The sequence below is a fragment of the Tenacibaculum soleae genome (genome assembly GCF_001693415.1).
In the GTDB taxonomy this organism is placed as follows: Bacteria; Bacteroidota; Bacteroidia; order Flavobacteriales; family Flavobacteriaceae; genus Polaribacter; species Polaribacter soleae.
In genome coordinates this window covers 1-26,371 of sequence record NZ_MAKX01000024.1, presented here as the reverse complement: position 1 = coordinate 26,371, position 26,371 = coordinate 1, and the positions used below count along the sequence as shown (strand labels likewise).

Below are 26,371 nucleotides of genomic sequence, written 5' to 3'. Positions count from 1 at the left end.
ATGAAAAAATACTTATTTATCTTATTAATCAGTTTAATTGGGTTTTCATCTTGCGAAAGAGATGATTTTTGCGTTCAAAACCCTGTAACACCTAGTTTAATACTAACTTTTTATGACAAAGACGATGTATTTGAATTAAAAAAAGTACAACGCTTTTCTATGATTGCACAAGGTAAAACAGATAGTCTTTTTACGAGTATAACTACAGATAGTATTGCAATACCTTTAAATAGTTTAGCCTCTGAAACTGTTTATACTTTAAAAATGAATGCTGATGATAATTTAGCTAGCAACAATAAAACAGCTACGTTAACTATAAAGTACAATACTGAAGACGATTATGTTTCTCGATCTTGTGGTTACAGAGTTGTATTTAATGACATAGATATTACACATACTAGCTGGATTGATAATTTATCTACTTCAACAATTTCAAACATTAACGATCAAACAAAAGCGCATGTACAAGTATATTATTAGTATCTGTTTATTATTTGTTTGTGCAATCGGATACTCACAAAAAAAAGAAAACTCTCAAACTAAAAAAGATAGCATAACCTATAAAACTGGATATGGACTTCGTTTAGGAGTTGACATCAGTAGGCCTGTTTTAGCAATTGTAGATAAAAGTTATAGTGGATTAGAGTTAGTTGGTGATTATCGTATTTCTAAAAAATGGTATATCGCTACCGAATTAGGGTATGAGGAAGAAAAAACTTTTGAAGATTTTACTACATCAACCTCTAAAGGAAGTTTTATCCGATTAGGAGCCAACTTTAATGCCTATCAAAATTGGTTAGACATGAATAACGAAATCTATATAGGGATGCGATACGGTTTTGCTCTTTTTGATCATACTTTAAATAGTTATAAAACCAATGTTGGCACGCCGTACTTTCCTTCAAACACAGCTCAAACACCTTTAACTGAAACCGGATTAACCGCTCATTGGACCGAATTTCAACTAGGTATAAAAGTAGAAACATTTAAAAACCTTTTTTTAAGCGCAGGTTTTTCATATAAAATAATGCTAAGCCTAGACGATCAAAAAAACTTTAAAACCTTATACGCTCCTGGTTTTAATCGTGTTTTTGAAAGCAATACAGGTTTTGGTTTTAATTACACTATTTCGTACTTAATTCCATTTGTTAATAAGTAATTTTAAAGCTTACAGTTGATTTCACTAACTTTACACTTTAAATAATTAAACTTATTAACAATGAATAAAATTCCAAGCGTAAATTTAGCAGATTTTTTATCTGATGATAAAAATAGAAAACAAAAATTCATCAATGAAATTGGTGACGCTTATGAGAATATCGGATTTGTAGCTTTAAAAGGGCACTTTTTAGATGATGAATTAGTTGATAATTTATATACCGAAATTAAAAACTTTTTTGATTTACCTACTAACATAAAAGAAAAATACGAAATCCCTGGAATTGGAGGACAACGAGGTTATGTATCATTTGGTAAAGAAAGTGCTAAAGGAAAAAAAGAAGGGGACTTAAAAGAATTTTGGCATTTTGGTCAATATGTAGATGCTGACTCTAAATACGCAAACGAATATCCTGAAAACGTTACTGTTAATGAGCTTGCTAACTTTAATAAAGTAGGTAAACAAACCTATCAAATGTTAGAAAAAACAGCAAAATACGTATTACGTTCATTAGCACTACATTTAGGTTTAGAAGAAGCTTATTTTGACAATTATATAAAAAACGGAAACAGTATTTTACGTCCTATTCACTATCCTCCTATTTTAACAGAACCAAAAGGAGCCGAAAGAGCGGCTGCTCATGGTGATATCAATTTAATTACCTTATTAATGGGAGCACAAGGAAAAGGACTACAAGTTCAAAACCACAATGGTGATTGGATTGACGCTGTTGCACAACCTGATGAATTGATGATTAATGTAGGTGATATGTTGTCGCGTCATAGTAATAACAAATTAAAGTCTACCATACATAGAGTTACCAATCCTCCAAAAGAATCTTGGGGAACTTCACGTTATTCAATTCCTTTTTTCATGCACCCTGTTTCAGATATGAAATTAGACGTGTTAGAAAATTGTATCGATGAAAACAACCCTAAACAATTTGAAGACATTACGGCTGGTGAGTTTTTAGATGAGCGTTTACGTGAATTAGGTTTAAAAAAATAAAAATGGATTTACACGATCAATTAAAAAACTTATTTCCAGATCATAAAGAAACTAAAGTAGCGGAAAAACCAAAATCAGAAATTTGGTTACAAGATGATCCTATACTTTGTAAATATGAAAAACGAAAAGGAAAACCCATCACAATTTTAGATGGTTATAATGGAGCTACAAAAGATTTTAAAAAATTAGCGAAAGAAATAAAAACAACATTAAGTGTTGGTGGTAGTTTTAAAGATGATAAAATAATTATTCAAGGAGATTATCGTGACAAAATAATGGAAATTTTAAAAAATAAAGGATTCAACGTAAAACGTGTTGGAGGCTAACAATAACAAAGCGTAAAGAATACTTCTTCTTTACGCTTTGTTTTTTATATTATAAAAAATAATAAAAAAAAGAACTAATTAATAATAACGTAAAAAAAACAACGTTTAGTATGTATAAAAATCAAACTTAATTAAATTCCTTTAAATATGATTTCCCCTAAATTGCATATTACAAACGGAGATGTAACAACCAAAAAACTTCAAAAATTAAACCTTGATGGTAAAATAATTACCTGGCGAGAAATGCTATGTGAAGGTAAAACTACTGCCGATGTTGGTAGTGAATTTTTTTGGAGAACACGTTTCGACTTTTTAAAATCTTCCTATAAAATTTCTAAGCAAAAATTTATAGATTATACTGTAAAAGAATATCGTAACCTTTGTAATGAAAAAGCACAGGATGAAATTATATTATGGTTTGAGTACGATTTGTTTTGTCAAATAAACATGCTTGCGATAATTAGTTGGTTAAAACGTTATAGACAAGGGCGCCAAATATCATTAGTCTGTAGCGGTAAAATTGAAAATCAAGACAAATTAGTTGGTTTAGGTGAGCTTTCTGACCAACAATTAAAAGAACACTACGCTAACAAAATTACCTTAACCAAAGATGATATTGAATATGCGGATTATATGTGGCAATTATATTGTTCTGAAAGTCCATTACAAATAGAAAACGCCTACAAATTACCTACAAACACAACCTTTAAGTACTTAGAAGAAGCTATAAAACATCACTTATTACGTTTTCCTTCTATTGAAAATGGATTAAACCATATAGAAAACAACATTTTAAAAACTGTTAAAAACAACCAATTTAACAACAAAAACCAACTCATTACCAACCTATTAAGTAATCAAAAAAATTACGGGTTTAGTGACTCTCAATACCTTAATAAAGTAGAGCAACTTAAAAAAATGTTTACTTCTCTTACCCCTGTTAAATTAAGCAGAATAGGAAAACAAGTGTTACACCAACAAACAAATTATTATGGTAAAATCCGTTCTGATTTTTCGTATCTTGGCGGGGCGAAAAAATACAGCTACTTATATGTAAACACTACAAATAAGCTGCTAAAAATTACATCATAAATGAACATTGAACATTCTGAGCTTATCTTAAACCCCGATGGAAGTATTTACCATTTAAATTTAAGACCAGAACATATTGCTACCGATATTATTTTTGTTGGCGATCAATACCGTGTAGATAAAGTTACCCAACATTTTGACAATATTGAATTTACAACTCAAAAACGTGAATTTAAAACCGCTACTGGAACTTATAAAGGAAAACGTTTAACTGTTATTTCTACCGGAATTGGACCCGATAATATTGATATTGTTTTAAATGAATTAGACGCTTTGGTTAACATCAATTTACAAACACGTCAAGTAAAAGAAACACATACCCAATTAAATATTACTCGTATTGGAACCTCAGGATCGTTACAGGCTGACATTCCAGTAGATAGCTTTTTGCTAAGTTCACATGCTATTGATTTAAACGGAATGTTATTATCATATCAAACAGAAGAAATTGAGCACCCTGAAATTGAACAAGCTTTTATAGCACATACTAATTGGAGTGCTAAAAAAGCCTACCCAATTGTTGTTTCTAATGGAAAAAAATTGGAGAACAAATTAATGTCTGATGTTGTTTTTAAAGGAATCACAGCTACCGCTGGAGGTTTTTACGGTCCGCAAGGAAGAGTATTACGTTTGGCTTTGCAAGACAGCAACTTAAACAACAAAATAGATTCTTTTAGTTATAAAGAAAATAAAATCACCAATTTAGAAATGGAAACTTCTGCAATTTATGGTTTATCAAAACTATTAGGACACAATGCCGCTTCTATGAACGCTATAATTGCCAATAGAGCAAACGGTACTTTTAGTGAAAACCCTAGCAAAGTAGTTGCTGATTTAATTTCATATACATTAAATAAATTAGTTGAGTAAATGTTAAACTTAAAAATTGGTGGTGTACCAGAACATTTTAATTATCCTTGGTACATCACATTAAAAAATAAAGAATTTACCAATCAGAACATTAACTTACGTTGGCAAGACTACCCTGGTGGTACTGGTCAAATGTGTAAAGCTTTACGAGCTGGAGAAGTTGATATTGCTATTGTCTTAACCGAAGGAATTATTAAAGATATTATTAATGGAAATCCTTCTAAAATAACACAAACCTTTGTAAAAAGTCCTTTGATATGGGGAATTCATGTAAGTGCTAAATCTAAATTTAAAAAAATTGAAGATTTAGAAAATGCTACTGTTGCTATAAGCCGTTTTGGCTCTGGGTCACATTTAATGGCAATTGTAAATGCACATAATAACGGATGGAATATCAATAATTTAAAATTTAAAGTTGTTGGTGATCTTCAAGGAGGTATAGACGCATTAACTAACGATGAAGCTGATTATTTTATGTGGGAACATTTTACCACCAAACCTTTAGTTGATAATAATACTTTTAGACGTTTAGGTGACTGCCCTACTCCTTGGCCATGTTTTGTGGTTGCGGTACGCAATGAAATATTAGAAAATAATTTTGATGAAGTTAAAAAAGTTTTAGACATCGTTAACAACTGTACAAGCGATTTTAAAAACATTGATAATATTGATAAAACACTAGCAGTCAGATACGAACAACAACTAGAAGATATTCAAGAATGGCTATCTATTACCGAATGGAATGATGGAGAGCCAGTAAACGAAAAATTAATCACTACCATACAAAATAAAATGATAGGGTTTAACGTTATTGATTCGAAGAAAGACTCTAATGAATTAATTAGAAATATGTATATTTGATTTTTTAAAACCAAAAAAATGAAAAAAGTAGTATTTATTGCAATTTGTGTTGTTAGTTTAATAGGTTTTTCTTCTTGTGGAAGTACAGCACCTTGTGGTTTATCAAAAACTGACCAAACAAAACAAAACCAACATCAATCAGAAATTGTTGTTGCTGATGCAACTGTGATTGCTGAATAAATTGATGTTTCTTTTATTCAAATTCAATAAATCCGCTTTCTCAAGCGGATTTTTTAGTTTTTCTTCTCTAACATTGGTACAAATTTAAAATCACCCAATTCGTGTTTTTCAAACTCTTTTGGCGATTTTCTAATAAATAATGTCATTATTTGTTCTTTATCTCCTACCGGAATAAGTAATATTCCACCTATTTTTATTTGACCCAATAACGCTTTAGGCACAAAAGGCGCACCTGCTGTAACTATAATTTTATCAAAAGGCGCTTCTTCTGGCAACCCTTTATAGCCATCTCCAAAAATAAATCGCTTAGGCCTATACCCTATTTTAGGTAAAAATCGTGAAGTTTTTTTAAACAGTTCATGCTGTCTTTCTATAGAATATACTTCTGCTTTTAGTTCTAATAAAACTGCGGTTTGATATCCTGACCCTGTTCCTATTTCTAATACTTTATCTCCATGTTTAACTTCTAAAACCTGAGATTGAAAAGCTACCGTGTACGGATGAGAAATTGTTTGTTCAGCAGCAATAGGAAACGCTTTGTCTTGATATGCATGTGCTTCAAAACTACTATCAATAAACAAATGTCTTGGTATTTTACGTATCGCATTTAACACGTTATTATCAACAATACCCTTAGCTTGTAAAACAGCAGCTAATTGATTTCTAAGTCCTTGGTGTTTGGTAGTATCTATCACAAATAATAAAATTTCGGTAAATCAAAAGTAGTAATAAATCTGTATAAAATTGTATCTTTGTTAGCATTGCTTTTCTAACTAAAAAAGAATGGCTAAATCGATTAAAAACAGGATTATTTAAAGATTATTTTTTGATACTCTTTATATAAAAATGATAAATAAATTCAAATATACTATGTTAAAAGCTGGAGTTTTAGGCGCAGGTCATTTAGGTAAAATTCATTTACGTTTGTTACAACAATCAAAAAAATATGAACTGGTAGGGTTTTATGATCCTTTTACCGAAAACGCACAAAAAGTAGCCAATGAATTTGGCTACAAACTATTTAACTCTATTGATGAATTAATAAACGCTGTTGACGTTGTTGATATTGTTACTCCTACTTTATCTCATTTTGATTGTGCGAAACAAGCTATAGAAAAAGGAAAGCATATTTTTATTGAAAAACCAATTACCAACACCTTGCAAGAAGCTGAAGGAATTAGAACTTTAGCAAGTCAAAACCACATTCGCGGACAAGTTGGTCATGTAGAACGCTTTAATCCTGCTTTTACAGCTGTAAAAGATATGATTGATACGCCAATGTTTATTGAAACACATCGATTGGCTGAATTTAACCCTAGAGGGACTGATGTACCTGTAGTTTTAGATTTAATGATTCATGATATTGATATTATTTTATCCGTCGTAAAATCAAAAGTAAAAAATGTGCATGCAAGCGGAGTTTCTGTTATTTCTGACACACCAGATATAGCCAATGCTCGTATTGAATTTGAAAACGGTTGTGTTGCAAACTTAACTTCAAGTAGAATTTCAATGAAAAATATGCGTAAAAGTCGCTTTTTTCAAAAGGATGCTTACATCTCTGTTGATTTTTTAGAAAAAAAATCTGAAGTTGTTAAAATGAAAGACGTTCCTGAAAACCCTGATGAATTTGCAATGATATTACAAAATGCTGAAGGTGTTAAAAAGCAAATTTACTTTGATAACCCTCAGGTAGTTGAAAACAATGCTATTTTAGATGAATTAGAATCATTTGCAGATGCAATAAATAATAATACCACACCAATCGTATCATTAAGCCAAGGTACAGAAGCGTTACGTGTAGCTCACTTAATTATCGATTGCTTTAAAAAATAATATAACACCACAAATAACATGAAAAATATCGCTGTAATTGGAGCAGGAACTATGGGGAACGGAATTGCGCATACTTTTGCTCAATTTGGATACAATGTACAACTTATTGATATATCGCAAGCTGCTTTAGATAAAGGTTTAGCCACTATTACCAAAAATTTGGATAGAATGGTTGCTAAAGATAAAATATCTGAAGAAGATAAAAATACAACTTTAGGCAATATTTCAACACATACCTCTATAAAAGAAGGCGTGCAATATGCTAGTTTAGTTGTTGAAGCTGCTACTGAAAATGTCGATTTAAAATTAAAAATATTTAAAGATTTAGACGCTGTTTGCCCTGAAGAAACCATTTTAGCAACCAACACATCTTCTATTTCTATTACACAAATAGCCGCTGTTACAAACAGACCTGAAAAAGTAATTGGAATGCACTTTATGAACCCAGTGCCAATTATGAAATTGGTTGAAATTATTAGAGGGTATAATACTACGGATGAGGTAATGAACTTTACGGTTGATTTAACTAAAAAAATCAATAAAATTCCTGTAGAAGTTAATGATTATCCTGGTTTTGTAGCAAACCGTATTTTAATGCCAATGATTAACGAATCTGTTGAAACATTATACAACGGAGTTGCAGGTGTTGCCGAAATTGACACAGTAATGAAATTAGGAATGGCTCACCCAATGGGACCTTTACAATTAGCTGATTTTATTGGTTTAGATGTTTGTTTATCTATTTTAAATGTAATGAACGACGGATTTAAAAATCCTAAATACGCGCCTTGTCCGTTATTAGTTAATATGGTTAACGCTGGCAAATTAGGAGTAAAATCTGGCGAAGGTTTTTACGATTATAGTGAAAGTAGAAAAGCTGAAAAAGTAGCGAAGATGTTTTCTTAACTAAGAAAATCATATTTCATAAAAAAAGGACGTTTTATTTTAAAACGTCCTTTTTTTTATATTATTAACTATCTTTAACAAGAAGTATCTGCTATAATTTTCCATTTACCTTTTATCTTTTTAAAGATAATCATAAAAACACCGTTTGCATTGCCTACTTTTCTTGTTAAATAATACTCTCCCATTACAGAGTACGCTCCTTCAGTAATTTTTGAAATATCATTAATTTTAAATTTTAATTCGCCTGAATGGTCTTTTGTTGGGTATCCTTTTTCATAGTTCGCTAAGGTTTTATTCCACCCAAAAGTAATACCATTTCTCCCATAAAATTTTAATGAATCACTTTTCCAATAACCTTGCATAAACCCTTTTAAATCGTGGTTAGACCACGCCTCTTCTTGAGCTTTCATTACTGATAAAATTTCTTTTTTTTCTGTTTCTTCTGATACTTTAACTACTTCTTTTTTACAAGAAATCATAATTAACAATAACAAAATACTCCTTATTAGTAACTTTTTCATTTTAAAATAAGGATTTAATTATTTCTTTAATAGTTATTCCTTCAGCTTCAGCTTTGTAATTTTTCACAATTCTATGTGACAAAATAGGAATAGCAACCGCTTGAACATCTTCAATATCAGGAGAAAATTTTCCGTTTATTGCCGCATGTGCTTTTGCTCCTAAAATTAAATTTTGTGAAGCTCTTGGGCCTGCTCCCCAATCAATATATTTTTTTATAAGCTCTGTTGATTTTTCTGATTTTGGGCGGGTTTTCCCTACCAAACCAACTGCATATTCTACTACGTTATCAGCTACGGGTATTTTTCTAACTAACTGTTGTATTTCAATAATTTCTTGAGATGAAAGTACAGCATTTACTTTTTGATTTATTGTAGCTGTTGTACTTTTTACAACAGCTACTTCTTCTTCAAATGTTGGATATTCTAAATGAATAGAAAACATAAACCTATCTAACTGTGCTTCTGGTAAAGGATACGTTCCTTCTTGTTCTATCGGATTTTGAGTTGCCAATACAAAAAAAGGTAATTCTAATTTATAATGATGTCCAGAAACTGTTACCGATTTTTCTTGCATTGCCTCCAACAAAGCTGCTTGTGTTTTTGGTGGTGTACGGTTAATTTCATCTGCCAAAATAATATTTGAAAAAATGGGTCCTTTTATAAATTTAAATTGACGATTTTCATCTAATATTTCACTTCCTAAAATATCAGAAGGCATTAAATCAGGTGTAAACTGAATGCGATTAAACTGCAAACCTAAAGCACTAGAAATGGTGTTTACTAATAAGGTTTTTGCCAAACCTGGTACTCCTATTAAAAGTGAATGACCTCCGCAAATAATAGACAACAATGTATAATTAACAGCTTTTTGTTGCCCTATTATTACTTTACCTATTTCTTGTTGTAATTGACTATATTTTTTTACTAAACTGTTTACAGCAGCTACGTCTGACATGGATTAAATTTTAAATGTTTTTATCTAAAAACCTTATTTTACAAACTATTCTAAAATAAGATTCCCGCTAAAGGCGGGAATCACAATATACTAAAATTATTAGTTCTTATTTGTTTTCTTTTTTCCAATCTTTTTTAAAGGTACAATCTTTATAATCATTTCCTAGCTTTATATAAGTTTCTTGGATTTTTTCTTTAGTCCACTTTGTTATTGTTTCCTCTTTTTTCTTAGCCAAAGCAAATTGCTGCATTCTTACATAATCATCTACAAGATCTGCTGTATGAGTATCTGTTTTATCTTTTAATAAAATCACTTTGTACATCTTTTCTCCTTCACGAGTTTCATCATAAAAAACATCTGATAAATCTCCTTTATTTAACTCACTAATTCTTCCAAATAAATCAGGAGCCATTCTTGTTAACTCAAAAGTGGTTTCTTGCGTATATGGGTTTATTAATAGCCCGCCGTTATTTTTAGTTTCTTCTTCTTCAGAATACTTTTTTACCGCTTCTTCAAAAGTAATTTTACCTTCTTCTATTTCTTTTTTTAGTTTTTCTATAGCTTCTTTTGTTTCTTTTAGTTTTTCGTCTGCTATTTCAGGTTGTATTAATATGTGAGAAACATCACGTCCGTTACCTCTTATTTTATTTAATAAAACAATATGATATCCAAAAGGAGATTTAAATGGTTCAGAAATTTGACCTTCTTCTAATGAAAAAGCTACTTCCTTAAACTCTTTTACAAAACCTGTTTCTTTAGTAATTACTCCCATATTACCGCTGTTTTGAGCAGCACTTGGATCGTCTGAATTTATAATTGCTTTTAATTTAAAACTTGCTCCGTTTTCAACCTGTTTTTTAATTTCCTTAAGCTTGTTTATAACACGATCGTTTTCTTCTTTAGTAGGTTCGGCTTTTAAAACTAATTGCGCTATTTGCACTTCTGCAGGAATTTCTGGCAATTCTTTTTTATCAGCTAATCCTTTAAAATATACTCTTATTTCTTCTGGAGTTACGTCAATATCTTCTGTTATTTTTAATTGTTCTTTTTCAATTAAAAGGTTTTCTTTTTGAACTTTCCCTAGCTCTTTTCTTAAGTCTTCAATATCATTAAAACCATAAGCTTTAATTACCTTTTCTTCACTACCATACTCATTGGTAAAAAAAGCAATACTTCTGTCTACCTTACTATCTATTTCAGATTGAGATACTACGGCGCTATCAATTACCGCATGATGTGCTAGTAATTTTTGTTGCATTAATTCTTCTAACATTTCACAGTTAGAAATTTTTATTTTACCCTCGCTTCTTAACTCTACTTCTTGCTTAAATTTATCTATATCAGAATCTAAAACAATGTTTTTACCAATGACTACTGCAACACCATCTATTTTATTTTCTTGTGCATTTATTACCCCTAAACTTGCTAAGAAAAAGGTGAACAGTATACTAGTATTCTTTAAAGTTTTTGTTTTGAATTGCATCATTTATTAGCGTTTTTTCTATCTCTCTAATTAATTCTAATTTTCGTTTGTGTAAAATTATTTGTTTAATCCTCGAACTTACAAATGTTAATGGTGCTGTCGCATTTTTTGACAACTTATTTTTTACAGCGACCAAATATACTCCTAAACTATCTTCTTTTTGTATGTATTTAGATATTTTTAACAATTTTTCCTTTGTTTCTGATTGAAATGGTGGGATTTTTTGTTGCAAATAAGAAAATGGTACCCAAGTTGAATCTTGTAATCGGTATGATTTAAAATTTAACAAATGCCTTTCTAGATCTTCATGATCTTCTTCTTTAGAAGATTTAAAACTTTTTATGGTTTCTTCCTTATCTAAAAAATCTTTCCCAAAATGAATATATTCAAACTGTAATAACTCTTCATTTAATTTAAAATTCTCTTTATTTTTTTGATAATATTGCTTTATATCTTCTCGATTTACAACAGTATCCAGTTGCTGTTTTATTAAACGCTCTTTGTAGCCATTTATATATAAACTCTTTTTATATGTATTTACTAATTTTTCAATCCTTTCACTATTAACTTCTGATATGTTTTCTTCAGCTTTAGCTAATAATAATTGTTGTTTTGCCCAAGAGTTAATTAGTCCTTTTACGATTACCAAACTATCTTTTTTTGTAATTCCTTTTGGCAACAACTCTTCAATATCTTTTTTATATAGATTTTTATTATAAACTGTAGCAATAGGCCTATGTTGCGTAACTTTTTCAGTTTTTAAACTAATTAAATCACAAGAAATTATTAAAACACTTATTAATAAAAAGATACTTTTTTTCACGTTATTATAAATTAATTTTACACAAATATTTTCTTATTTCCTGTTAATTGAAATTGCTTCTTATAAAGAAATAATTCCTTTAATCGCTTCGGCTTTTTTATAATAAGCGATTACTTCATCTGCATTTTTAACTGTTAAGTGTATTGAAAGACTATTATATTTACCTGTTCTTGATTTTTTTGTTTCAATAACCGCCCCTCCTTTATTAAATAAATCTTTTACTTCTTCTACCTGATTTCCATCTGTAGGCACAATAAACTTGTATAAATATTTAGCTGGAAAGGTTGTAGTATCTTCTAATTGTCCTTTTAATTTAATATAAAATGCTTCTCTATCTGTTGACATAATGTTTTCTATCTCTTTTTTTCTAAAAAATAATAATCATTAAAAAAACTTAAAATGATGAAACACAAAATTACACTATTTATTACATATATAATTTGAAACTTATATTTTTGCAGTATGCAACAAAAAATAGTTTTAATAGGTGGCCCTGGTACAGGAAAATCTTCAATCTTAAAAGAGTTTATAAAACGTGGGTATAATTGTATGCCTGAAATTTCAAGAGAAGTAACACTTAAAGCGCAAAAGGATGGAATTGATCAATTGTTTTTAGAGCAGCCTTTACTTTTTAGTCAAATGTTATTAGAGGGTAGAGAACAGCAGTATTTAGAGGCTGAAAAGAACGATAATGATATTGTTTTTTTTGATAGAGGAATTCCTGATGTACATGCTTACATGAATTATTTAGCAAGTGAATACCCGCCTATTTATAAAGAAAAAAGCAGTAAATACTTATACACTAAAGTATTTATGTGCGCACCTTGGGAAAAAATTTATAGATCAGATAACGAGCGCTATGAAACTTTTGAGCAAGCTGTAAAGATTGATACTTTTTTAAAAGAAGCTTACGAAGAAATTGGTTATGAAATTATAATGGTTCCTTTCGGATCAGTAAAAGAACGTTGTAACTTTATATTACAATCGTTATAAAACGATGTATGAAAAATCATTAAAAATATTACAACATTATTGGGGATACACCTCTTTTAGAGCGCCTCAACAAAAAATTATAACAACCGTTTTAAACGGTAAAAACACCATTGCTTTATTACCAACAGGTGGTGGTAAATCAATTTGTTTTCAAGTACCTGCATTAGTAAACGAAGGTGTTTGTATTGTTATCTCTCCTTTAATTGCCTTAATGCAAGACCAAGTTGACAGCCTTATTAATAAAGGTATAAAAGCAACCACAATTCCTTCAGGAAGCTCACAAGATGCTATAATTACACTTTTTGACAACATTCGGTTTGGAAATATAAAATTTCTCTATCTTTCTCCAGAGCGTTTACAATCGAGTTTTATTCAAAAAAAAATAAAACAATTAAATGTAAATTTAATTGCTATTGATGAAGCTCATTGCATTTCAGAATGGGGACACGATTTTCGTCCTTCCTATCAAAACATAGCTATTTTAAAAGAACTACACCCAACAACAAATATTATTGCTTTAACCGCAACAGCCACTAAAAAAGTTATTGATGACATTATAATTTCTTTAGGTATAGAAAATCCTACAATTTTTAAAAAATCTTTTTTTAGAGAAAATTTAGCCTATCAAATTTTTAATACGGATGACAAACTAGGAAAACTCCATCAAATTTTTACAAAAACAAAAGCACCTGCAATTGTTTATGTAAATTCGAGAGCTAAAACCAAGGATATCTGTGCTTATTTAAATGTAAATGGTTTTAAAAGTACTTATTACCACGGTGGATTATCAAATACAGAAAAACAACTTTCTTTTGATAATTGGATAACCGAAAAAACACCAATTATAGTAGCTACCAATGCTTTTGGTATGGGTATTGACAAACCTAATGTTAAAGTTGTTATTCACTTAAATTTACCAGCATCAATAGAAAACTATATTCAAGAGGCAGGCCGTGGTGGAAGGAATGGTAAAAAAGCATTTTCTGTTGTTTTATCAAACAAAAGTGACCTTAAATTTAGCAAGGATTTATTAGAAAAATCATTACCTACTATTGATGAAATAAAATTTGTGCATCAAAAATTATATCAACATTTTCAAATTGCAAAAGGTGAATTTATAGAAACTTCTTTTAGTTTTAATTTATTAGAATTTTGTAATAAATACAAATTAGTGCCTAACAAAGGTCACAATATTTTACAGCTATTAAATAGTAATGGAATTATTGAATTAAACTCAAATTTTAATCAAAAATCTACCATTCAATTCATTGCAACAAGTAAACAAGTTATAAGATACTCTCAGCAAAACTCATCTTCAAAAAACTTTATTCAAACGTTATTACGTTTATATGGTGGTGTTTTTGAAAATTTAATAAAAATTGATGAATTTTACATTGCTAAAAAAATAGGCATTACTTCTTTACAAGTATTTAAAGAACTTGAAAATTTGGTAACTCATAATTTAGCTGAGTATAATAAAACTACAAATAATATTGAATTGTTTTTTTTACATCCACGTGAAGACGACAAAACTATAAATCGAGTTTCTAAAAACATTAAAATTTATTTAAACCAAAAAAAACAAAAAAACAACGATTTGTTGCAGTTTATTAAAAATGATGAAACTTGCAGAAGTATACAATTATTGCGTTATTTTGATGAAAAATTCACTAAAAAATGTGGAATTTGTGATGTCTGTTTAAATGAAAAACAAATTATTAACATCAACCCCGATATTATTATCAAACTATTAGAAAAAAACACTTCCTTAACTGTACAACAAATCTGCACACAGTTAAATCAAAAAGAAGCAAACATTTTAATACTTTTGCGCGAGCTGTTATCAGAAGAAAAAATCAGCGTTACTAACAATAAATATTTTTTATTATAAATGAGAGATTTACGTATCGTTTTTATGGGAACACCCGATTTTGCGGTGACCATTTTACAACACCTTATCGAAAATGATTATAATGTAGTTGGCGTAATTACTGCGGCAGATAAACCTGCTGGTAGAGGTCGTAAGCTAAATGAATCTGCCGTAAAAAAATATGCGCTGTCTCAAAACTTACCAATCCTACAGCCTACTAATTTAAAAAACGAAGAATTTCAGAGTGCTTTAAAAAATTGGAATGCTAATTTACAAATAGTCGTTGCCTTTAGAATGTTACCTAAAGCTGTTTGGGCAATGCCAGCATATGGTACTTTTAATTTACATGCTTCTTTATTGCCTGAATATCGTGGAGCTGCGCCAATTAACTGGGCCATTATTAATGGTGAAACTAAAACAGGTGTTACTACCTTTTTCATTGATGATAAAATAGATACAGGCGAAATTATTTTACAAAAAGAAGTTACTGTAAAAGAAGATGAAATTGTTGGCCAATTACATGACCGACTAATGTATTTAGGTGCAAATTTAGTTGCAGAAACACTAGATTTAATTGCTAAAGGAGATGTAAAAACAATAAAACAGCCTGAATTAGAAGAAAAATCTGCTCATAAATTGTACCCACATAATTGTAAAATAGATTGGTCTAAGTCTTTAAACGACATCTACAATCATATTCGAGGGTTAAACCCATACCCCGCTGCTTGGACAACAATACAAAATGGCGAGGAGGAAATTTCAGCTAAAATATATGGTGTAACAAAAGACTATTCTGAGCATGAATATATTAACGGAACAGTTATTACTTCTAAAAAGGAATTAAAAATTGCAGTAAAAGGAGGTTTTCTTATTGTAGATCAAATTAAGATTTCTGGTAAAAAATTAATGGACGCTAAAAGTTTATTAAACGGTTTTCAATTCGACAAAGAAGCAAAAGCGCTGTAGCCCTTTATTTATAAGGTTTTATAGTTTTTTAATAAAAAACAACTGTGGTTATTAACAATTGCACCTATTTTATTAACAAATACCGTGTTTTTTAAGATCAAAACTTGCACGGTACCGCATTCCTACTATATTTGTTGAGCTATTTAGCAAAATAAACAATAATTAATTTTTAAAACTTATTAAAATTATGAACAAATCAGATTTAATCGATGCAATGGCTGCTGACGCAGGAATTTCTAAAGCTTCTGCTAAAGCTGCATTAGACTCTTTAACTTCTAACGTTACTAAGTCTTTAAAGTCAGGTAACAAAGTTGCATTAGTTGGATGGGGAACTTGGTCTGTTTCTGAAAGAGCTGCTAGAACTGGAAGAAATCCTCAAACTGGAAAAGAAATTCAAATTGCCGCTAAAAACGTAGTGAAATTTAAAGCAGGAGCTGGTTTAGCTGATTCAGTAAACTAAATTTTACTTCTTTAAACATATTTAAAACAGCATTTAGGCAACTAAATGCTGTTTTTACTTATATAAGTGTCACAAAAATAAATAAAGCATGTCTATTAAACATAACATAAAACAAAATACATGAAAAACACCATAATGTTCATTGCCTTTTTATTTTACTTAAATATTTATGCACAAAAAACTGTAGACGCTAAGACTATTATTAAATACATAAAAAATGGTAAGGATATTACTATTACTAATGCAACCATAAGTGGTGTTTTAGATTTTACTTTTATGAAAGATGCTTTACCTAAGTTACCTAAAAGAAAAAAATGGTGGAATAATGGTGGCTCAAATACAATTGAAAAACAAATCATCTCTAAAATTTCATTTATTAATTGCACATTTAACGACGATGTTTTGGCTTATATACCGCACGAAGAAAGTGGCTATACTTTTATTGCTAATTTTGAAAAAGAAGTAGTTTTTAAAGAATGTACTTTTAATGAAAAAGCAATGTTTAAATATTCTGATTTTTATAAAAATACTGATTTTACAAACTCTAAGTTTAATGATGACACAACTTTTAAATATGCTAAGTTTGATAAGGGTATTGCTTTTAAAAACACCTTTTTTAATAAAACAGCAACTTTTAAATATGCTGAATTTAAAAAGTTTGTAAGTTTTTATAATTCAATCTTTAATGAAAGTGCTATTTTTAAATACACTGAATTTAACAATGGAGTGTCTTTTGAAAATGTAAAATTTAAAGAAGATTTAAATATAAAATACACTAAAGTATCTGGCGATTTTAATATTAATAATATGGATGTAGCTTATGATATAGACGCTAAATACACCAAAATAAATGGCAAAAGTTTTAATAAATATGTATTAAAAAATGATTAATTTTTATTGTTTCTTATTTTTAAACTCACTATATTATAGTGAGCTTTTCTTTTTAAGAAAATTAATCTTATATTTATTAAAATGACTTTGTAAAGCCATTAATTTAGATTGTTGTGTATTTAAAAAAAACATTGTCACAAAGAAAAATTTGGTTTGTGTTAATACTTATAATTAATACAAATATTGTCTTTTGCCAAAAAAATAAAAAAGAAAATAACTTAATTAAAACAAGAAAAAAAACAATAATCAAAATAGCAAATACTATTTTAAAGAATAAATATCCAGCATTAAAAATTAACTTAAGTAGTTATGAAATAACTGCTTGGGCTAATAAAAATGACACTTTAGTTTACTATAACAAAACTCTTAAATTCATCCCTTTAGGCTATAAAAGAGAGTGTTTTAATTATAATTTTACTGTAAACATAATTACCAAAGAAATACCTTATTTTGATATATCTGGAACCTCTAAATTTTATACCCCTACAAAACAAGACATAGAAAAAATAAACTTTATAAAAAAAATAATTACCCTAAAACCTGGTTTTGACAATGAAGTCTTTGAAGGCCACAATAAATACATTATATCAACTAGTAATGATATATATTTTATAATTTATCACATTGATAAAGTGACCGGAAAAGAAATTCCACAAAGTTTTATACAGGGAAATTGGGAACCTAATCCTTTTCTAATAAAAGATATAGACCCTTTAATAAAAATAGTAAAATAATTTTATTTACAAATAAAAAAACCACTGCAGTTTATTACAGCGGTTTATTTTTAATGTATCATCCCCATCTTGATAAGGTTTTTCTACTTTATTACTTAGCTACATTAACAGCCCTTGTTTCACGAATAACAGTAACTTTTACTTGACCTGGGTAAGTCATATCATTTTGTATTTTTTGTGAAATATTAAATGATAATTCTGCCGCTTTAGTATCGTTTACCTTAGCACTTTCTACCATTACCCTTAACTCACGTCCTGCCTGAATGGCGTACGCTTTTTGTACTCCATTAAATCCGAAAGCAATATCTTCTAAGTCTTTCAAACGTTGAATATAAGAATCTAATACTTGGCGGCGCGCCCCTGGTCTTGCCCCTGAAATAGCATCACAAACCTGTACGATTGGTGATAATAAGCTTTTCATTTCAATTTCATCATGGTGAGCACCAATAGCGTTACATACATCTGGCTTTTCACCAAATTTTTCAGCCCATTGCATTCCTAATAAAGCATGTGGCAACTCACTTTCAGTTTCTGGTACTTTACCAATATCGTGTAGTAAACCTGCTCGTTTAGCTGCTTTTGCATTTAAGCCCATTTCGGCAGCCATAATACCACATAAGTTTGCAACTTCACGAGAGTGCTGTAATAAGTTTTGACCATATGAAGAACGATACTTCATACGACCTACAATTTTAATTAATTCAGGATGTAATCCATGTATTCCTAAGTCGATAACCGTGCGTTTACCTACTTCTATTATTTCTTGACTAATTTGTTTTTCTGTTTTTTTAACAACCTCTTCAATTCGAGCCGGATGAATCCTACCATCAGTTACTAATTTATGCATTGATAAACGAGCAATTTCTCTACGAACAGGATCAAAACAAGATAATATAATTGCTTCTGGAGTATCATCTACAATAATTTCTACTCCTGTTGCTGCCTCTAAGGCACGTATGTTACGTCCTTCACGACCAATAATACGCCCTTTAACATCATCTGATTCTAAGTTAAAAACTGACACACAATTTTCAACAGCTTGCTCTACTCCTACTCTTTGAATAGTATTTAAAACAACTTTACGAGCCTCTTGCTGTGCTGTCATTTTAGCCTCTTCAACTGTGTCTTGTACAAACGACATAGCATCTGCTTTAGCTTCATCTTTTAAAGATGATACTAATTCTGTTTTTGCATCTTCAGCAGATAAACCAGAAATTTGTTCTAGCATATCTACATGACGTTTATGTAATTTTTCTAATTCAGATTCTTTTTTATCTAAAAAATCTAATTTATAATCAAAATCTGCTGCTTTCTTTTCAACGGATTTATTTAATTTTTTATTTTTATCTAATTCAGAAGAAACTTGACTTTCTTTATCTCTTATTCTTTTTTCAACATCAGACATTTTTTTTTCTCTCGAAAAAATAACCTTTTCATGCTCTGATTTTAATTCAATAAACTTTTCTTTAGCTTGTAATATTTTATCTTTCTTTATTGCATCTGCCTCTATCTTAGCTTCTTTTACAATATTTCGAGCTGTTTTTCTTGTTTCTTGTATTAATTTATTAGCGTTTGATTTTTCTAATATTTTAGCAATAAAAAAACCTATTGCTACCCCTATAATTCCTGCCAACACAGGAAATAATATTCCATCCATAATTTTAATTTGATTGTATAAAAAAAGCCTACATCAATAGGGTTTTATAAACTCCAAAAAAACAGGTTTAGGACTAACTGGTTTATCAAGGATCCGAAATTAAATCGGCATGCTTTACTAACCAAGACTCATCCTTTCTAAATAAATAGTGTTGAGTTTAACAAACAATGTACTAATGTAGGCAGTATATTAATAATGTATTTTAAAGAACGTTATAAATGTTTATCTAACAAGTTAGTTAAATCACTTATTTTATTTAATATTTCGGTAGTTTCTTTAGTATTGTTTAAAGATACTATTTCTGATTTAGATGCAAATTGCAATGCACTCATTGCTAGTACATCTTGTTTATCAGCTACCGCATAATTTTGCTCAAACTTAGCAATTAAATCATTAATGCTTTTTGCTGCTGTACGCATCCCTTGCTCTTCATCGGTGTTATTAACACTTAACGGATACGTTCTTCCTGCAATTACAACATTAACTTTTATTTTTGCCATGTAAAGAACTTTTTATGAATTCAAAAGAGCGATGCATTTATCAATCTCTCGAACTAATGTATTTATTTTGAGTTTTGTTTCTCTTGTATTTTCATTACTGCCTTCTATAGTTTTAGCAAGTTTTAGCAATTTATATTGTTCATGCTTTGTATTTAATTCTTGCGCTTTCTCTTGTAATAAAACGTGTAACCTAGCATTATTTTGAAGCAATACCTGGTTTTCTTCTTTTAAAAACTCGTACCTAGATAGTAGCTTTTTTAACTTATCTTCCAGTAAATGAATTGCTTCTAAAGGGTTACTCATTTATTTTTTGAGAATAAAACTATATTTACAAAGTTATTAATATAGATTTTAAATAGCAACTCTTTTGTTGTTTTTTACCAAAACACTGATTTTAAACCTTATAAGTATTTCGTATATTTTTAGTAATTTTGTATAAAACCGCTATGATTTGAAATTTTACTTTTCTACTATTTTTTTACTATTTTTTTATATAGGAAACGCGCAAAAGCAATATCCTAAAAACTATTTTTCTTCTCCTTTAAAAATACCAATTATTTTATCGGGTACTTTTGGCGAGCTAAGAAGTAATCATTTTCATTCTGGCATAGATATTAAAACCCAAGGAAAACAAGGCATTCCTATTTATGCTCCTGCTAACGGATATGTTTCTCGTATAAAAGTATCGCAATACGGTTTTGGTAAAGCTATGTATGTAAAACATCCTAACGGATATACTACTGTGTATGCACATCTTAAAAAATTTGCTCCTAACATTCAAAAATATGTAAAGCATATTCAGTATAAGAAGAAAAACTATCAAACAGGAAACTTATTTCCAGACTCTCAAAAATTCCCTGTAACAAAAGGGCAACTTATTGGATATACTGGTGACACAGGAAGTTCGGGCGGACCTCATTTACATTATGAAATTAGAGATACCAAAACGGAGCATATTATAAATCCCTTATTTTTTGGAATGAATCCTAAAGATGCCACGCCTCCAACATTACAAAAACTAATTGCTTATCCTTTAAACGAACAATCAAGAATAAATAATTCGAGTTTAAAAACTACTATTTCCTTTAAGAAATTAAGTGCTAATAATTTTATAAGCGAACAAATTACCGCAAGTGGTGTTATTGGTTTTGGAGTAAGTGTTTTTGACAGATTAGATGAAGCTTTAAATAAAAATGGAATTTATAGCCTTGAAATGAAAGTAAACGGTAGCAGGGTGTATTACCATGATGTTGAAACTTTTTCATTTGCCGAAAGTAAATACATAAACTTATTAATTGACTACAAACATTATAAAACTTATAAAAAAAGGGTTCAAAAAACACACAAAGTTACTGCAAACCGATTAAGTTTATATGAAGATTTAGTAAATAATGGTAAAATTACGGTTGAAAATGGTTTAAATTATAATGTTGAAATAATTGCAAAAGATTTAAAAAACAATACCACCTCCATTAAAATACCTATAAAAGGAGTAGCAAGCAATTTAGTTTATCAACAAAAAGACACTACTAATTATAAAATTATTGCTAAAAATTTTCAAAAATTTACGTTAAATAATGTTACAGTTGCTTTTCCTAAAAATACTTTTTATAACGATTGTTTTTTAGATTTTTCTATGAATAATGGAGTTGTAAAAGTTCATAACCAAACAGTTCCTTTAGATAAAAGGTATACCTTAACTTTTGGTACTTCTTTTTTAAATGATAAACAAAAACAACAAGTATACATCGCAAATGTTACCAACCCAAAATATCCAAGGTACACCAGCACTAAAAAGAAAATAGATAAAGTATATACAACAACTAAAACATTAGGAAAATACACCTTGCTTTACGACACCGTTAAACCAACCATTAATCGTTACAACTTTAAAGACAAGCAATGGATTTCAAAAAACAGTACCTTAAAAGTAAAAATTAAAGACAAAGGATCAGGTATAAAAAACTATACCGCTACTATTGATGGGAAATGGATTTTAATGGAATTTAATCATAAAAAAGGAATCCTTACTTATAATTTTTCAGATACTAAACTAGTAGGAAGTAAGCATATATTTAAAATTATAGTTGCTGATAATGTTGGTAATAAAAAAACAATGACTTCTACCTTTTTTAAAAAATAAAAAAATTGAAAAAAATACTCCTATTAATACTATTTCCTTCAATAGTTTTTGCTCAAAAAACTGCAATTATAAAAGGAGTTATCAGCAATAAGTTTAATATGCCCATAGAAGGTGTTACCATATCTTTTTTATCAGAAGGAACAACAACTAATACTAACGGAAACTATTCTTTTACCATACCAATGCGTAAAACTGTTACCGTTACTTTTAGCCATATTTCTTACAAAACTGTCACTAAAAAATTTACATCTCGAGGAAAAAAAAATTTTAACTTCTCACCTTCTTTAAAATTTAAATCGCAAGAGTTAGAAGAAATTATTGTTAAAAACCGCAAAAAGGAAGCCCAAGGAATTACTAAAATTAAAACTCAAAAAGTCAAAAATGTACTTGGTGCTAATGCCGGAGTTGAAAATATTTTAATGACCTTACCTGGCGTTAGTAACAACAACGAGTTAAGCACACAATACAATGTTCGTGGTGGTAATTTTGATGAAAACTTAGTATACATAAATGGTATTGAAGTATACCGTCCGTTTTTAATACGATCAGGTCAACAAGAAGGCTTAAGTTTCATCAATCCTCAAATGATTCAAAATATTGATTTTTCCGCAGGCGGATTTCAAGCAAAATACGGCGATAAACTTTCATCTGTTTTAGACATTACTTATCGAAAACCAACTAAAAATAACACTAAAATAGATTTAAGTTTATTAGGCGGTAGTTTAACTTTTGAAGATATTTTTTTAAATAATAAATTAAGTGCCATTGTTGGTGTTAGATATCGTGATAATAGTTTGTTTGTTAATAGCAAACAGGTTGAAGTTAATTTTAAACCAACGTTTACAGATGTACAATCATTTTTATCATATAAAGCAAACGAAAAACTAACCTTAAATTTTTTAAGTAATTTTTCTTTAAACAATTACAATTACGAACCATTAACTAGAAAAACACGCTTTGGTACACTTGCAAATCCGTTAGAACTAATTGTTTATTATCAAGGACAAGAAAAAGATCAATTTAAAACACTTTTTGGTGCATTTTCTACAGATTATAAACTAAATGATAATTTAACAATTACAGGAACTATCTCTTCATTTAACACACAAGAAGAAGAATATTTTGACATTGCTGCTTCATATAATTTAGGTGAAGTTGACAGTAATATTGGTTCAGAAAATTTTGGCGAAGTAACTTTTTCACAAGGTATTGGATCACAAATAAATCATGCTCGAAACGATTTAGATGCTCTAATAAGCAATATTCAATTAAAGGCAACTTTAAAAGACGGAAAAAATGAATGGAAAGCAGGCGTAAAATACCAAACTGAAAATATTAAAAATCGTATTCGCGAATGGGAAGTTATCGATTCGTTAGGTTTTTCTGTGCGCCCGCCACACCATTCAAACAACCAACCTTACCAACCATTTACACATCCTATTGAACCTTTTAATAACATCAGAGTAGAAAATGATATTGATATTCATCGAATATCGAGCTTTTTACAGTTTAGTAGAAAAACATTTTGGAAAAATCATCAAATTTGGATGAATATTGGAGTTAGAACACAAAATTGGAGTTTAAAATCAGCTTCTTTAAATTCTAAAAATCAATTTACTTTTAGCCCAAGAGCACAATTTGCAATAAAACCAGATTGGGATAAAGATATACTTTTCAGAATTTCTGGTGGATGGTATTCACAACCGCCATCATACAAAGAATTACGCGATTATGATGGTCAAATTCATCCGAAGGTAAAAGCCCAAAAATCTATTCATATAGTTGCTGGTAATGAGTACAGTTTTACCATGTGGCAACGTCCTTTTAAATTAATTACCGAATTATATTATAAAGATTTAACAGATGTAAACTCGTACTCGGTAGATAATGTTCGTATTAGGTACAGGGCAGACAATATTACTAATGCATATGCCTACGGATTAGATATTCGTTTAAATGGAGAATTTGTACCAGGTAATGACAGTTGGGTTAGTTTTGGGTATTTAAAAACTAAAGAAAACATTAATAACCAAGGCTATATTGCTCGACCTACCGACCAACGTTTAAAATTTGGTGTTTTATTTCAAGATTATGTACCTAATTTACCAGATTTAAAAGCATACTTGAATTTAGTTTACAACACTGGCCTTCCTGGAGGTTCGCCTGCTTATTCAAATGTATATCAATATCAAAATAGATTAAATGACTACAAACGTGCCGATATTGGCGTTTCATATATTTTTACCGATGCTAGTAAGAAAAATCAAACAGGTTTCTTTAAGGATTTTAAGGAATTAACTGCTGGTTTAGAGTTATTTAATATTTTTGACATCAGAAACTCTATAACCAATACTTGGGTTAGAGACGCTTATAGCAAACAACAATACGGAATACCAAATTACATGACAGGAAGAGTATTAAACCTTAAAATAGAAATGCAATTTTAAGCATCTATTTTTGATTTCACAGCGTACTAAACACAGATATACTCAATTAAAAATCAACACACTAACTCATCATTTTTTTGTATCTTTGATATGATATGAAAAAGTTACTATCTAAAAAAATTATTGTTATTGCTAAAAAAACATTGCATAGAAAAAAAGTAGTTTTATTACTTACTTTTAAATATGACACTGTTATTATTAATAAAATAAGAAGTTTAAAAAAATTTACTTGGAGCAAAACTTTACGTGGTTGGGTTAGTGTTTTTACTGATGAAACTTTTAGTGAAATACAACAATTATTAAAAGATGTTTCTGATTTAAAAGTAGACGCATCTGTTTATAAAAAACTATATCACAGAGGCATAAAAACTGAGCGCACACTTACCGAAGGTAATAAAGAAATTATTAGAAATTATGTAAAATATTTACGCGGTAAACGTTATAGCGAAAGCACCATAATGACCTATTTTACTTTTATTGCTGATTTTATTAATTTTGCTCAACCAACTCCAATAAAATCTCTTACAAATAAAAATGTTGAGCTATTTATTGAAACTGTTTTTATTGCCCGAAATTATAGTATTAGTTCACAACGACAATTTATAAGCGCTTTAAAATTATTTATTGTTTTTTATCCTGATTGCACCATCAACTCACTTTCATTAGAAAGACCTAAACGATCTAAAATATTACCATCAGTATTATCACAACAAGAAATAATTGCTTTATTACAAGTTACCAAAAACTTAAAACATCGAGCCGTTTTAGCCTTATTATATTCTGCTGGATTGCGAATTGGAGAGTTGGTAAATTTAGAGTTACAATATATTGATATCGCTAGGCGGCAATTATTTATAAGAAACGGAAAAGGTAGAAAAGACCGATATGTTATTTTAGCAGATAGCTTTTTAACCTTGTTAGATAATTACTTAAAAACATACCTACCAAAACGATATTTTGTAGAAAATCCGAATGGCAAAAGATACTCCGAAAGTAGTATTCGTAAATTTTTGCACACCTCTACTCGACTAGCAGGTATAAAAAAGCATGTAACTCCGCACACACTTCGACACAGTTACGCTACACATTTACTAGAAAACGGTATCGGACTTAGGCATATCCAAGAACTATTAGGCCATGCAAAACCAGAAACTACGATGATTTACACACATGTTGCTAAAAAAGATTTATTAGAAATAAAGAGTCCATTAGATACAATTTTAATCAATTTACAAAAAGAACCGTTACCACCATTATTTTTAAATAAAAGTAAGATTTAAACTTACTATTTTTTATTTATTTTATATATTGTTAACCGATAATCAGGAACAAAAACTCCTTTTATCAGGGAAATAAAAAGAATTAAAGAGAATTTATCTCTTAATATAACGAGTTGTAAAACATACCCAAAAACACCCGGACTTTAAATTTAACTTTTGAAATATTTTGAAAATAGTAACTTTTAAGTTACCTTTGTCTAAATGGAAAAAGTTAGGCAAGTAATACAATATAAAAATTATTTCGAGGAGTTTCTACTTGCTCAACCGAAAAAAGTTCAAGACAAGATATTTAAGGTCATTGAAATAATCGAAACTTATCAGCACGTGCCGAAAACGTATTTGGCACCAATGAAAACTCATAAAGGATTATTTGAAGCTCGAATAAAATTAGGTTCGAATATTTGGAGAGT

Annotated in this window: 29 protein-coding genes and 1 other RNA gene; 20 read left to right on the top strand and 10 right to left on the bottom strand. The window is 29.4% G+C overall.

The genetic code is table 11. The annotated features are described in order from the left end of the window. The 8 genes from BA195_RS11235 to BA195_RS14455 all read left to right on the top strand — a co-directional run bounded on the left by BA195_RS11235 (position 1) and on the right by BA195_RS14455 (position 5,496). The gene (locus tag BA195_RS11235) at positions 1 to 480 is read left to right on the top strand and encodes a DUF6452 family protein (protein ID WP_068705517.1); all 480 of its coding nucleotides are present in this window, start codon (positions 1 to 3) and stop codon (positions 478 to 480) included. Beyond that, a complete protein-coding gene (locus BA195_RS11230) occupies positions 461 to 1,159 on the top strand; it encodes a DUF6048 family protein (protein ID WP_068705515.1) in 699 nt (232 codons plus the stop codon). The genes BA195_RS11235 and BA195_RS11230 overlap by 20 nt, the downstream gene beginning before the upstream one ends. 60 nt (positions 1,160 to 1,219) lie before the next feature. Further along, positions 1,220 to 2,167: an isopenicillin N synthase family dioxygenase gene (locus BA195_RS11225; RefSeq protein WP_068705513.1), complete on the top strand. Its 948-nt coding sequence runs from the start codon at positions 1,220 to 1,222 to the stop codon at positions 2,165 to 2,167. A 2-nt stretch (positions 2,168 to 2,169) separates the two neighbouring features. Then, positions 2,170 to 2,493, top strand: coding sequence for a translation initiation factor (locus BA195_RS11220; RefSeq protein WP_068705512.1), 324 nt, complete (start codon positions 2,170 to 2,172; stop codon positions 2,491 to 2,493). Positions 2,494 to 2,640: 147 nt separating this feature from the next. Then, positions 2,641 to 3,585: a DUF1835 domain-containing protein gene (locus BA195_RS11215; protein ID WP_068705510.1), complete on the top strand. Its 945-nt coding sequence runs from the start codon at positions 2,641 to 2,643 to the stop codon at positions 3,583 to 3,585. Next, entirely contained in the window at positions 3,586 to 4,455 is an 870-nt protein-coding gene (locus tag BA195_RS11210; RefSeq protein WP_068705508.1) for a nucleoside phosphorylase, read from the top strand. Next, positions 4,456 to 5,316 (top strand): substrate-binding domain-containing protein, encoded by an 861-nt coding sequence (locus BA195_RS11205; RefSeq protein ID WP_068705505.1) that lies wholly within the window; start codon positions 4,456 to 4,458, stop codon positions 5,314 to 5,316. A gap of 18 nt (positions 5,317 to 5,334) precedes the next feature. Continuing rightward, positions 5,335 to 5,496 (top strand): hypothetical protein, encoded by a 162-nt coding sequence (locus BA195_RS14455; RefSeq protein ID WP_176714996.1) that lies wholly within the window; start codon positions 5,335 to 5,337, stop codon positions 5,494 to 5,496. A gap of 53 nt (positions 5,497 to 5,549) precedes the next feature. Here BA195_RS14455 and BA195_RS11200 read toward each other — a convergent pair whose 3' ends face one another. Beyond that, entirely contained in the window at positions 5,550 to 6,191 is a 642-nt protein-coding gene (locus BA195_RS11200; protein ID WP_068705503.1) for a protein-L-isoaspartate(D-aspartate) O-methyltransferase, read from the bottom strand. A 175-nt stretch (positions 6,192 to 6,366) separates the two neighbouring features. On the opposite strand from BA195_RS11200, the gene BA195_RS11195 reads away from it, so the two are divergent. Both BA195_RS11195 and BA195_RS11190 read left to right on the top strand, forming a co-directional pair. After that, positions 6,367 to 7,332, top strand: a complete 966-nt coding sequence (locus BA195_RS11195) for a Gfo/Idh/MocA family protein (RefSeq protein WP_068705501.1) — start codon at positions 6,367 to 6,369, stop codon at positions 7,330 to 7,332. A gap of 18 nt (positions 7,333 to 7,350) precedes the next feature. Then, entirely contained in the window at positions 7,351 to 8,238 is an 888-nt protein-coding gene (locus tag BA195_RS11190) for a 3-hydroxybutyryl-CoA dehydrogenase (protein ID WP_068705499.1), read from the top strand. A 74-nt stretch (positions 8,239 to 8,312) separates the two neighbouring features. On the opposite strand, the gene BA195_RS11185 is transcribed toward BA195_RS11190, so the two are convergent. From BA195_RS11185 to BA195_RS11165, 5 genes are all read right to left on the bottom strand, one after another. Beyond that, a complete protein-coding gene (locus BA195_RS11185) occupies positions 8,313 to 8,759 on the bottom strand; it encodes a Cif family virulence factor (protein ID WP_068705497.1) in 447 nt (148 codons plus the stop codon). A gap of 1 nt (position 8,760) precedes the next feature. Beyond that, positions 8,761 to 9,714: an AAA family ATPase gene (locus BA195_RS11180; RefSeq protein WP_068705495.1), complete on the bottom strand. Its 954-nt coding sequence runs from the start codon at positions 9,712 to 9,714 to the stop codon at positions 8,761 to 8,763. Between the two features lie 106 nt (positions 9,715 to 9,820). Beyond that, positions 9,821 to 11,200, bottom strand: coding sequence for a peptidylprolyl isomerase (locus tag BA195_RS11175; protein WP_245662348.1), 1,380 nt, complete (start codon positions 11,198 to 11,200; stop codon positions 9,821 to 9,823). Further along, positions 11,163 to 12,020, bottom strand: coding sequence for a hypothetical protein (locus BA195_RS11170; RefSeq protein WP_068705493.1), 858 nt, complete (start codon positions 12,018 to 12,020; stop codon positions 11,163 to 11,165). The genes BA195_RS11175 and BA195_RS11170 overlap by 38 nt, the downstream gene beginning before the upstream one ends. Positions 12,021 to 12,080: 60 nt before the next feature. After that, positions 12,081 to 12,365 carry a DUF493 family protein gene (locus tag BA195_RS11165; protein ID WP_068705491.1) on the bottom strand — a complete coding sequence of 95 codons (285 nt, stop codon included), beginning with the start codon at positions 12,363 to 12,365 and terminating at the stop codon, positions 12,081 to 12,083. A gap of 117 nt (positions 12,366 to 12,482) precedes the next feature. On the opposite strand from BA195_RS11165, the gene BA195_RS11160 reads away from it, so the two are divergent. The 6 genes from BA195_RS11160 (at position 12,483) to BA195_RS11135 (ending at position 17,934) form a co-directional block, all read left to right on the top strand. After that, positions 12,483 to 13,013, top strand: coding sequence for an AAA family ATPase (locus BA195_RS11160; RefSeq protein ID WP_068705489.1), 531 nt, complete (start codon positions 12,483 to 12,485; stop codon positions 13,011 to 13,013). 4 nt (positions 13,014 to 13,017) lie between these two features. Then, the gene (locus tag BA195_RS11155) at positions 13,018 to 14,904 is read left to right on the top strand and encodes a RecQ family ATP-dependent DNA helicase (RefSeq protein WP_068705487.1); all 1,887 of its coding nucleotides are present in this window, start codon (positions 13,018 to 13,020) and stop codon (positions 14,902 to 14,904) included. Beyond that, complete coding sequence (fmt, locus tag BA195_RS14265) at positions 14,905 to 15,849, top strand: methionyl-tRNA formyltransferase (protein ID WP_176714995.1); 945 nt, start codon at positions 14,905 to 14,907, stop codon at positions 15,847 to 15,849. Between the two features lie 187 nt (positions 15,850 to 16,036). Further along, a complete protein-coding gene (locus tag BA195_RS11145; RefSeq protein WP_068705485.1) occupies positions 16,037 to 16,309 on the top strand; it encodes an HU family DNA-binding protein in 273 nt (90 codons plus the stop codon). Positions 16,310 to 16,429: 120 nt separating this feature from the next. Beyond that, a complete protein-coding gene (locus BA195_RS11140; RefSeq protein ID WP_068705483.1) occupies positions 16,430 to 17,200 on the top strand; it encodes a pentapeptide repeat-containing protein in 771 nt (256 codons plus the stop codon). A 155-nt stretch (positions 17,201 to 17,355) separates the two neighbouring features. Further along, positions 17,356 to 17,934 carry a hypothetical protein gene (locus BA195_RS11135; protein ID WP_141677705.1) on the top strand — a complete coding sequence of 193 codons (579 nt, stop codon included), beginning with the start codon at positions 17,356 to 17,358 and terminating at the stop codon, positions 17,932 to 17,934. 91 nt (positions 17,935 to 18,025) lie between these two features. On the opposite strand, the gene rny is transcribed toward BA195_RS11135, so the two are convergent. The 4 genes from rny to BA195_RS11115 form a co-directional block, all read right to left on the bottom strand. After that, positions 18,026 to 19,591 carry a ribonuclease Y gene (gene rny / locus BA195_RS11130; protein WP_068705479.1) on the bottom strand — a complete coding sequence of 522 codons (1,566 nt, stop codon included), beginning with the start codon at positions 19,589 to 19,591 and terminating at the stop codon, positions 18,026 to 18,028. Positions 19,592 to 19,639: 48 nt separating this feature from the next. Next, positions 19,640 to 19,748, bottom strand: a non-coding RNA gene (gene ssrS / locus BA195_RS11125) — 6S RNA. A gap of 55 nt (positions 19,749 to 19,803) precedes the next feature. Beyond that, positions 19,804 to 20,091 carry a cell division protein ZapA gene (locus BA195_RS11120; RefSeq protein WP_068705477.1) on the bottom strand — a complete coding sequence of 96 codons (288 nt, stop codon included), beginning with the start codon at positions 20,089 to 20,091 and terminating at the stop codon, positions 19,804 to 19,806. 12 nt (positions 20,092 to 20,103) lie between these two features. Beyond that, positions 20,104 to 20,394, bottom strand: a complete 291-nt coding sequence (locus BA195_RS11115) for a hypothetical protein (protein WP_068705475.1) — start codon at positions 20,392 to 20,394, stop codon at positions 20,104 to 20,106. Positions 20,395 to 20,542: 148 nt separating this feature from the next. Between BA195_RS11115 and BA195_RS11110 the strand changes: the two genes are divergently transcribed. The 4 genes from BA195_RS11110 to BA195_RS11095 form a co-directional block, all read left to right on the top strand. Beyond that, positions 20,543 to 22,234, top strand: coding sequence for a M23 family metallopeptidase (locus tag BA195_RS11110; protein ID WP_068705473.1), 1,692 nt, complete (start codon positions 20,543 to 20,545; stop codon positions 22,232 to 22,234). A 5-nt stretch (positions 22,235 to 22,239) separates the two neighbouring features. After that, positions 22,240 to 24,681 (top strand): TonB-dependent receptor, encoded by a 2,442-nt coding sequence (locus tag BA195_RS11105; protein WP_068705471.1) that lies wholly within the window; start codon positions 22,240 to 22,242, stop codon positions 24,679 to 24,681. Positions 24,682 to 24,776: 95 nt separating this feature from the next. Continuing rightward, on the top strand, positions 24,777 to 25,961 hold the full coding sequence (locus BA195_RS11100; RefSeq protein WP_068705468.1) for a tyrosine-type recombinase/integrase: 1,185 nt from the start codon (positions 24,777 to 24,779) through the stop codon (positions 25,959 to 25,961). Positions 25,962 to 26,162: 201 nt separating this feature from the next. Beyond that, positions 26,163 to 26,371: type II toxin-antitoxin system RelE/ParE family toxin (locus BA195_RS11095; protein WP_176714994.1), on the top strand; the 209-nt coding region annotated here is incomplete at its 3' end.

What these genes read in the sequence shown, in the direction of transcription:
- BA195_RS11155 (WP_068705487.1), top strand. Translation starts at nt 13,018, where the DNA reads ATGTATGAAAAATCATTAAAAATATTACAACATTATTGGGGATACACC.
- BA195_RS11225 (WP_068705513.1), top strand. Translation starts at nt 1,220, where the DNA reads ATGAATAAAATTCCAAGCGTAAATTTAGCAGATTTTTTATCTGATGAT.
- BA195_RS11190 (WP_068705499.1), top strand. Translation starts at nt 7,351, where the DNA reads ATGAAAAATATCGCTGTAATTGGAGCAGGAACTATGGGGAACGGAATT.
- BA195_RS11210 (WP_068705508.1), top strand. Translation starts at nt 3,586, where the DNA reads ATGAACATTGAACATTCTGAGCTTATCTTAAACCCCGATGGAAGTATT.
- BA195_RS11230 (WP_068705515.1), top strand. Translation starts at nt 461, where the DNA reads ATGTACAAGTATATTATTAGTATCTGTTTATTATTTGTTTGTGCAATC.
- fmt (WP_176714995.1), top strand. Translation starts at nt 14,905, where the DNA reads ATGAGAGATTTACGTATCGTTTTTATGGGAACACCCGATTTTGCGGTG.
- BA195_RS11195 (WP_068705501.1), top strand. Translation starts at nt 6,367, where the DNA reads ATGTTAAAAGCTGGAGTTTTAGGCGCAGGTCATTTAGGTAAAATTCAT.
- BA195_RS11145 (WP_068705485.1), top strand. Translation starts at nt 16,037, where the DNA reads ATGAACAAATCAGATTTAATCGATGCAATGGCTGCTGACGCAGGAATT.
- BA195_RS11235 (WP_068705517.1), top strand. Translation starts at nt 1, where the DNA reads ATGAAAAAATACTTATTTATCTTATTAATCAGTTTAATTGGGTTTTCA.
- BA195_RS11205 (WP_068705505.1), top strand. Translation starts at nt 4,456, where the DNA reads ATGTTAAACTTAAAAATTGGTGGTGTACCAGAACATTTTAATTATCCT.
- BA195_RS11165 (WP_068705491.1), bottom strand. Translation starts at nt 12,365, where the DNA reads ATGTCAACAGATAGAGAAGCATTTTATATTAAATTAAAAGGACAATTA.
- BA195_RS11180 (WP_068705495.1), bottom strand. Translation starts at nt 9,714, where the DNA reads ATGTCAGACGTAGCTGCTGTAAACAGTTTAGTAAAAAAATATAGTCAA.
- BA195_RS11215 (WP_068705510.1), top strand. Translation starts at nt 2,641, where the DNA reads ATGATTTCCCCTAAATTGCATATTACAAACGGAGATGTAACAACCAAA.
- BA195_RS14455 (WP_176714996.1), top strand. Translation starts at nt 5,335, where the DNA reads ATGAAAAAAGTAGTATTTATTGCAATTTGTGTTGTTAGTTTAATAGGT.
- rny (WP_068705479.1), bottom strand. Translation starts at nt 19,591, where the DNA reads ATGGATGGAATATTATTTCCTGTGTTGGCAGGAATTATAGGGGTAGCA.
- BA195_RS11100 (WP_068705468.1), top strand. Translation starts at nt 24,777, where the DNA reads ATGAAAAAGTTACTATCTAAAAAAATTATTGTTATTGCTAAAAAAACA.
- BA195_RS11220 (WP_068705512.1), top strand. Translation starts at nt 2,170, where the DNA reads ATGGATTTACACGATCAATTAAAAAACTTATTTCCAGATCATAAAGAA.
- BA195_RS11115 (WP_068705475.1), bottom strand. Translation starts at nt 20,394, where the DNA reads ATGAGTAACCCTTTAGAAGCAATTCATTTACTGGAAGATAAGTTAAAA.
- BA195_RS11160 (WP_068705489.1), top strand. Translation starts at nt 12,483, where the DNA reads ATGCAACAAAAAATAGTTTTAATAGGTGGCCCTGGTACAGGAAAATCT.
- BA195_RS11140 (WP_068705483.1), top strand. Translation starts at nt 16,430, where the DNA reads ATGAAAAACACCATAATGTTCATTGCCTTTTTATTTTACTTAAATATT.
- BA195_RS11175 (WP_245662348.1), bottom strand. Translation starts at nt 11,200, where the DNA reads ATGATGCAATTCAAAACAAAAACTTTAAAGAATACTAGTATACTGTTC.
- BA195_RS11185 (WP_068705497.1), bottom strand. Translation starts at nt 8,759, where the DNA reads ATGAAAAAGTTACTAATAAGGAGTATTTTGTTATTGTTAATTATGATT.
- BA195_RS11120 (WP_068705477.1), bottom strand. Translation starts at nt 20,091, where the DNA reads ATGGCAAAAATAAAAGTTAATGTTGTAATTGCAGGAAGAACGTATCCG.